Origin of the sequence: Microcystis sp. M113S1, assembly GCF_020246945.1 — a bacterium.
Taxonomy (GTDB): Bacteria; Cyanobacteriota; Cyanobacteriia; order Cyanobacteriales; family Microcystaceae; genus Microcystis.
This window is the reverse complement of sequence record NZ_JADBSA010000432.1, coordinates 1-6841: the sequence shown is the minus strand read 5'-3', so window position 1 is coordinate 6841 and position 6841 is coordinate 1. Positions and strand designations below refer to the sequence as shown.

General features: G+C 44.6%; 5 protein-coding genes and 1 pseudogene. 2 read left to right on the top strand and 4 right to left on the bottom strand.

Annotated elements, in window-relative coordinates; translation table 11 throughout:
- Positions 1-156: 156 nt before the first annotated feature.
- A pseudogene (locus IM319_RS22015) lies at positions 157-372 on the top strand (shikimate dehydrogenase); the annotation flags it as partial.
- 269 nt (positions 373-641) lie between these two features.
- Here IM319_RS22015 and groL read toward each other — a convergent pair.
- From groL to pcrA, 4 genes are all read right to left on the bottom strand, one after another.
- On the bottom strand, positions 642-2267 hold the full coding sequence (gene groL, locus IM319_RS22010) for a chaperonin GroEL (RefSeq protein WP_286824284.1): 1626 nt from the start codon (positions 2265-2267) through the stop codon (positions 642-644).
- Positions 2268-2313: 46 nt separating this feature from the next.
- A complete protein-coding gene (groES, locus tag IM319_RS22005; RefSeq protein WP_002737272.1) occupies positions 2314-2625 on the bottom strand; it encodes a co-chaperone GroES in 312 nt (103 codons plus the stop codon).
- Between the two features lie 494 nt (positions 2626-3119).
- Positions 3120-3554, bottom strand: a complete 435-nt coding sequence (locus IM319_RS22000) for a CAAD domain-containing protein (RefSeq protein ID WP_287736930.1) — start codon at positions 3552-3554, stop codon at positions 3120-3122.
- A 792-nt stretch (positions 3555-4346) separates the two neighbouring features.
- On the bottom strand, positions 4347-6668 hold the full coding sequence (gene pcrA / locus IM319_RS21995; RefSeq protein WP_287736928.1) for a DNA helicase PcrA: 2322 nt from the start codon (positions 6666-6668) through the stop codon (positions 4347-4349).
- Positions 6669-6759: 91 nt separating this feature from the next.
- On the opposite strand from pcrA, the gene IM319_RS21990 reads away from it, so the two are divergent.
- A partial coding sequence (locus tag IM319_RS21990) for a helix-turn-helix domain-containing protein (protein ID WP_287674144.1) occupies positions 6760-6841 on the top strand: 82 nt, incomplete at its 3' end.

The following is a 6841-nucleotide window of genomic DNA, read 5'->3' as shown; positions in this document are numbered from 1 at the left end:
CGCTTGGAGAGTGAACCATAAAAAGGATAACTAGATAGCAAGTGATATTCTAGTAGGTTCGGTTCAGACATAATCGTGTAAGACCTAAGTAAGGGAAACCAGAAAGGGCTGTGATGAGCTTCGAGAATCCTCACGCCTTTAGGCCCAGGAGTGTCAAAGAAAGATGTCACCGATCTAAAAGTAGATATGGCCGAGGTGAAAACCGAACTCAAAAGTATTGATAGGCGATGGGAAAAAGTAGAGGGAACACAGGACGCTTTGATTAAGGATGTCTCTGACCTCAAGGGAGCAAAATCGTTGATTATTCCCGTGGTGGTGGCAGTATTAACCAGTATTCTGACTCTGCTGCTGCGATCAATTCCGAATCCTTAAAAGCTTCCCCGTTTGTATAGTAAATTCGTAGGTCGGGTTGAGGCAACGAAACCCGACATAGACCCTCGGTTGTTGGGTTTCACTCCGTTCAAACCAACCTACGGCTGATTATCTATTGCCCCTTTTGCCTATTGCAAGAGTGCATGAGTGCCTCTCCTGATATGTAGTCTATACTCAACGGATTTAGTATTAACCCGAAGGGATGTTTTTTAATCAAAAAAAACTCGATCGCAATTAAGCGATCGAGTTGAGAAAAAATAGACTAATTATTAATAGTCGAAGTCACCACCGCCGGCGGGGGCAGCGGATTTTTCTTTTTCCGGTTTATCCACGACAATACACTCGGTAGTTAAAACCATACCGGCGATCGAAGCGGCATTTTGTAGGGCAGAACGAGTCACTTTCGCGGGGTCAACGATACCCGCCTCAAACATATCGGAGAACTCACCGGTAGCGGCATTATAACCAACATTAAAGGGCTTCTCTTTCACCCTTTCGGCAATAACTGCACCGTTTTGGCCGGCATTTTCAGCGATCCGTTTTAAGGGGGCAGAAATCGCACGAGAAACGATTAAAGCACCGGTTAATTCTTCATGCTGGAGGGTTTCTTTGGCCCAAGTTTCCAATTGGGGAGCGAGGTGAGCTAAAGTAGTACCACCACCGGGGACGATACCTTCTTCTACGGCTGCTTTAGTGGCGTTAATCGCGTCTTCTAAGCGCAATTTGCGGTCTTTCATTTCCGTTTCGGTAGCGGCACCAACTTTAATCACTGCCACACCCCCGGCTAATTTAGCCAGACGTTCTTGCAGTTTTTCTTTATCGTAGGAAGAATCGGTGTCGTCGATTTGACGGCGAATTTGCTCACAACGGGTTTTCACTGCCACGTCGTTGCCTTCGGCGACGATGGTGGTGGTATCTTTGGTCATGGTGATACGACGGGCCGTACCTAAGCTGTCAATTTTGGTGGTTTCCAGTTTTAAACCCGCATCTTCGCTGATTACTTGACCACCGGTTAAGACGGCGATATCTTCTAACATCGCTTTTCTGCGATCGCCAAATCCGGGGGCTTTCACCGCAGTAACGTTAAGAACACCGCGCAGACGGTTAACCACTAGGGTTGCCAAAGCTTCTTTTTCGATGTCTTCGGCGATAATTACTAGGGGTTTGCCTTGACGGGCCACTTGTTCGAGAATGGGAACCAAATCCTGTACTAAACCGATTTTTTTGTCGGTGATTAGAATAGCGGGATCCTCAAAGACGCATTCCATGCGTTCGGTGTCGGTGACAAAGTAGGGAGAGATATAACCTTTGTCAAAACGCATCCCTTCGGTGATTTCTAGTTCGGTGGTCATCGATTTCCCTTCTTCTAGGGAAATTACGCCTTCTTTGCCGACTTTATCCATGGCCGAGGCGATCATTTGACCGACTTCATCATCGTTACCGGCAGAGATTGCGCCCACTTGTGCGATCGCTTTGGAATCTTCTACGGGTTTCGCGTGTTTGGCGATTTGACCGACGAGGAAATCGGCAGCTTTATCGATACCTTTTTTCAGAGAAATCGGGTTAGCACCGGCGGCGACGTTGCGTAAACCTTCTTTAACGATAGCGTGAGCGAGAACGGTGGCGGTAGTAGTACCATCACCCGCTACATCGTTGGTTTTTGAGGCTGCTTGGCGAATTAAAGCCACACCGGTGTTCTCGATATGGTCTTCCAGTTCGATTTCTTTAGCGATGGTGATGCCATCATTGACGATTTGGGGTGCGCCAAATTTCTTTTCGAGGACGACGTTACGACCTTTGGGGCCAAGGGTGACGGCTACCGCTTCGGCCAGGAGATCCATGCCTTTTTCTAAGGCGCGACGGGCATCTTCGTTGTAGATAATAGATTTAGCCATAATGTATCGTTATTCGGGCAAAATAGGGGTTTTCAAGGGTAGATGATTAGGAAACGGCCGCGAGAATGTCTTTTTCGGAGAGGAGAACGAATTCTTCGCCACCAAGTTTGATATCGGTTCCGGCATATTTGGAGTAGAGAACTTTGTCACCCACACCCACTTCTACGGGGGTACGGCTACCGTCATCGTTGCGTTTGCCGGGGCCGACGGCCACGACTTCCCCGATTTGGGGTTTTTCTTTAGCGGCATCGGGAAGGAAAATGCCACCGGCGGTTTTTTCTTCGCTGGGACTAACTTTGACGAAAACTCGATCGCCTAGGGGTTTAACAGTAGTTACGTTGATGCTGACTGCAGCCATGGAATATCCTCCGTTTCTCTTGTATTTGGGTAAGTGTCTTTTCCAGATTAGCACTCTTACCTTCCGAGTGCTAATTTACCGAAATACAAGGCCCCCTGACAACTGCTCGATCGGTACGGGTTTCCGAACTATGGTGTTAAGCTATAAACCCTATTTAGGGTCTGCGGCAAAAAGTTTTTCGTGGGGACAGGGTGTGGGGTGTGGGGTGTGGGGTGTAGGTTTTTACCGATTCTCATCTGGTAAATTACCTAATTTTCAGAGAAAAAGTCCCGGAATTTTCCCCCGATCACTCCCAGAACTGGTACTTTTTGATTGACAAAAAGTCTAAAAGTCTTACCCAACAAGGTTTTTAGATTTATTCAGCCAGCCCTATTTATTGACCCTGTTGCATGAGTGCCTGTCCTGATATGTTACCTATACTCAACGGATTTAGTGTAAGCTGTTGTGCAAAAACAAAAGAGTTGAGTGTTTGCGCTCAACTCTTTTGTTTGATTCTATAAAGTGTTATTGTGACTGCCAAAAACTTGCGCTTTTAGTGCATCAATTTCGGCTAATAACTCGCGGCGATTCTCATCCTTGAGCAGATAGCGCCAGACAAACCAACCACTATAAACGATTCCAACTAATTGTAGGATAGGAGCAAGGAGGGGAATATCATCGATCGCATCTAAAACCGCTAGGGTAACTTTCACGGTGACAAAACTCGCTAAAATTGCCACCAGAACGATTAAAGGTTTTTTGTATCCAGAGAAGAAACTACCGATATAATCGGGGACGTTAGCCAGATAGGACATCACCGAATCCCAAACTGGTTCTACATACTCAGACCAAATCTGTTCGGTGCTGCTGCTGCTGCTGGGTTTGCTCAGAGACCCGGGTAAATCCGTTCTAATCGGATTTTGGGTCTCGGTCGGTTGCATTGATTCCATATTAACTGATCCTCATCATAAAGGTTAGACAGTGCGCGAATACGACCAACGGGGGTCAATTTTAACAGACTGATTGACACTCTCGCCGTCAAGCTACGCTGTGACGGGAGATTCTTGCTTCTACTCCTCTTAACTAGACACAATCGGAAGACTATGCCCCCGTCAGACCGAATCCACAAGCGTTTTAGTTTAACGTCTACCGACTGCCCGGCGGCGGACGGCTCTGAATTTTATTTGTGGGCTGTTTTGACCTTAGCCGTTAAGCTTCTATGCTGCTTGACCCGTCACCATTACATTTTCAAGGGCGATATTTGTTCCGAGGTACAAAGGAGCGGGAGGTTTCCGTGATCCCTTATGCGCTTTACCGCTTTCTGTATTCTAGCGAAATCCCTCGAAAGTGGAAACGCTACCGCGTTAGTTTCATTTTGGTCGCGATTCATCTCCCGTTAAGCAAGGGCGGCTCTAACGGGAGTCCTCTCGCAACCTTGAGATAGACTAACTCGCTGTTGCCCATATTATCGGATAATTTCGATAGTAGGCGGAAAGTTTCTCAACAACTATTAAGAATCAAGGATTTAGCTTCTCAATTTTATCGTCAGTCTGACCGCAATTCTCTATTCTAACAGCAGGTAGCGATCGGAGTTGAGGAATCAGGGTGTGTCAGTTATCAGTGAACAGTAATCAGTTATCAGTGGGGAGATAGAGAGAAAAAAGCCGGTGGGTTACGGCGAATACTCAATTTTTAGTCAGACTATAACTTATTTTCGCCTAACCCACCCTACAGATGATTACCTATTCGTGGATAAGTTGCATGGGTGCGGTGCGAGGATCGATGATTTTCTGACCTAAACCCGAAAATTTGACCGCTAGATTCATTTTTTTACCCTCACCAAGGATATGGGTCACTTCTCCTTCTCCAAAAGCAGAGTGTAACACTCGATCGCCTACGCCCCATTTTCTTTGATTAGAGGCGGTTGTTTGAATGGGAACCACTTTTGGGGTCTTTTTCGGTTTCAGGTTGCTTGTGAGCAATTCTGGGGGCAATTCCTGCAAAAATTGGGAAGCTACCTTCATCTCTTTATTCCCCCAGACATATCTTTCTTTTGCGTAGGTTAAAAATAATTGTTCCTTGGCCCGAGTCACCCCCACATAACACAAACGGCGTTCTTCCTCAAGGGCAATGGGATCGTTTAAACTACGATTATGGGGAAAAATGCCCTGTTCTAAACCGACTAAAAAGACGAGGGGAAACTCTAAACCTTTGGCCGAATGAAGGGTCATTAAGGAGACTTTTTCTTGACCTTCCTGAAGATTATCTAAGTCCGAGGCTAAACTCGCACTAGCGAGAAATTCCTGTAGATTGGTTTCTTCGTTTTCCTCTTGAAATTGTACCACGGCGCTATACAATTCTTGAATATTCTCGATCCGGGTATCAGCTTCCTCGGTTCCCTGCTGTTTTAATTCATCGATATATCCCGAATCTTCCATGATTTGGTCTAAGATTTCACTAGCGGATAAATCGGTGATTTTTTCTTGCAGGTTTTGGATAATTTTAGCTAACTTATTGACGCTTTTAGTCGCACGACCAGCGAGAGTATTAACGGAAGTTTCATCGCTGATAATTTCCCATAAAGGTACTCCTAATTCTTGGGCAGCTTTGAGCAAACTATCGATTGTGGTTTTACCGATACCGCGCCGAGGAGTGTTAATAATTCTCAGTAAACTAACGGTATCAGCAGGATTGGCAATCACTCGTAAATAAGCGATCGCATCTTTAATCTCCTGTCGATCATAGAATTTAAATCCCCCGACAATATTATAGGGGATATTATTGCGAATTAACCCATCTTCAAAGGGACGAGATTGGGCATTAATTCGGTAGAGAATGGCAAAACTACCCCAATTTAATTCGGGGTTTTCTTGGGTAAATTCTCGAATTTTATCGATAACAAAAGCCGCTTCTTCCTGTTCATCTCTGGCTTTAAAAACATAAATACTATCGCCCCCTTCTCTAGTGGGAACAAGGACTTTATCAATTCTTTGACTATTATTTTCAATTAATTTATTTGCCGCTTGTAGAATATTCTCCCGTGAACGATAGTTTTCCTGTAGTTTCACCATCGTGCGAGTATCATCATCGGGTAAACCATCGCCAAAGTCCGCTTGAAAATTGAGCAGAATAGTAAAATCCGCCATCCGAAAACTATAGATAGATTGGTCGGCATCACCCACCACAAAAATCGATCGCTCCGTCCAATTCCACTCACTTTTTTTCGTTTCACCATTAGTCGATAAAAGCCGAATTAACTCGTACTGAATCCGGTTAGTGTCTTGGTATTCATCGACTAAAATATGCTTAAATTGCGTATGCCAATAACCGAGAATAGATTCATTTTGCTGAAAAAGACGGACTGGAACCAGTATCAAATCATCAAAATCTAGCGCATTATTTTGTGCCAATTGCATCTGATAAGCCTGATAAACCTCAGAAATGACCTTTCCCCGAAAATTAGGGTTTTCTCTGGCGTAATCCCTGGGAGTTAACCCTAAGTTTTTGGCATTACTAATCGCATAACGTAGATTGCGAGCATCAAATTTTTTATCGTCTAAATTCATCTGTTTAGTGACGATATTTTTTACTAAACTCTGGGCATCAGATTCGTCCATAATTGAGAAATTCCTTTGCCAACTATGACCATATTCATCCTGATATTTATTAATGTCATAGCGCAAAATCCGACCACAAAGACTGTGAAAAGTCCCGATCCAGAGTTTTTTAGTATAATTCCGATAAACTTGAGAAAAGAGTTTTTTCTGTTCGTATTCTTCTAAAAGTTCTAATCTTTGACCGTATTTTTCCTGTGCTTGCTGTTGAGCAAAAGTTTTTTCAATTCTAGTTTTCATTTCCCGGGCCGCCTTATTGGTAAAAGTGACTGCGAGAATATTTTCTGGATCGACCTTGTGATGACGGATCAAATGGGCGATACGATAGGTTAAAGCGCTGGTTTTTCCCGATCCTGCTCCAGCAACCACCAACAAGGGGCCGCAAAAATGCTCCACAGCAAGGCGCTGAGAAGGATTGAGTTGTTCTAAATAATCGGCTGTGACTGTCATCGAAAATTTTGGGTCTGAAACCCCGTCGTTCTACGACGGCTTTACCGTTAAATACTAGCGCATTTACCAAATATATGCTAAAATGTGAGACATGGAAAAAGCCTATTCGTTTCGATTTTACCCCACACCCGAACAAGAGTCGCTATTGCGGCGCACTTTGGGCTGTGTAAGAT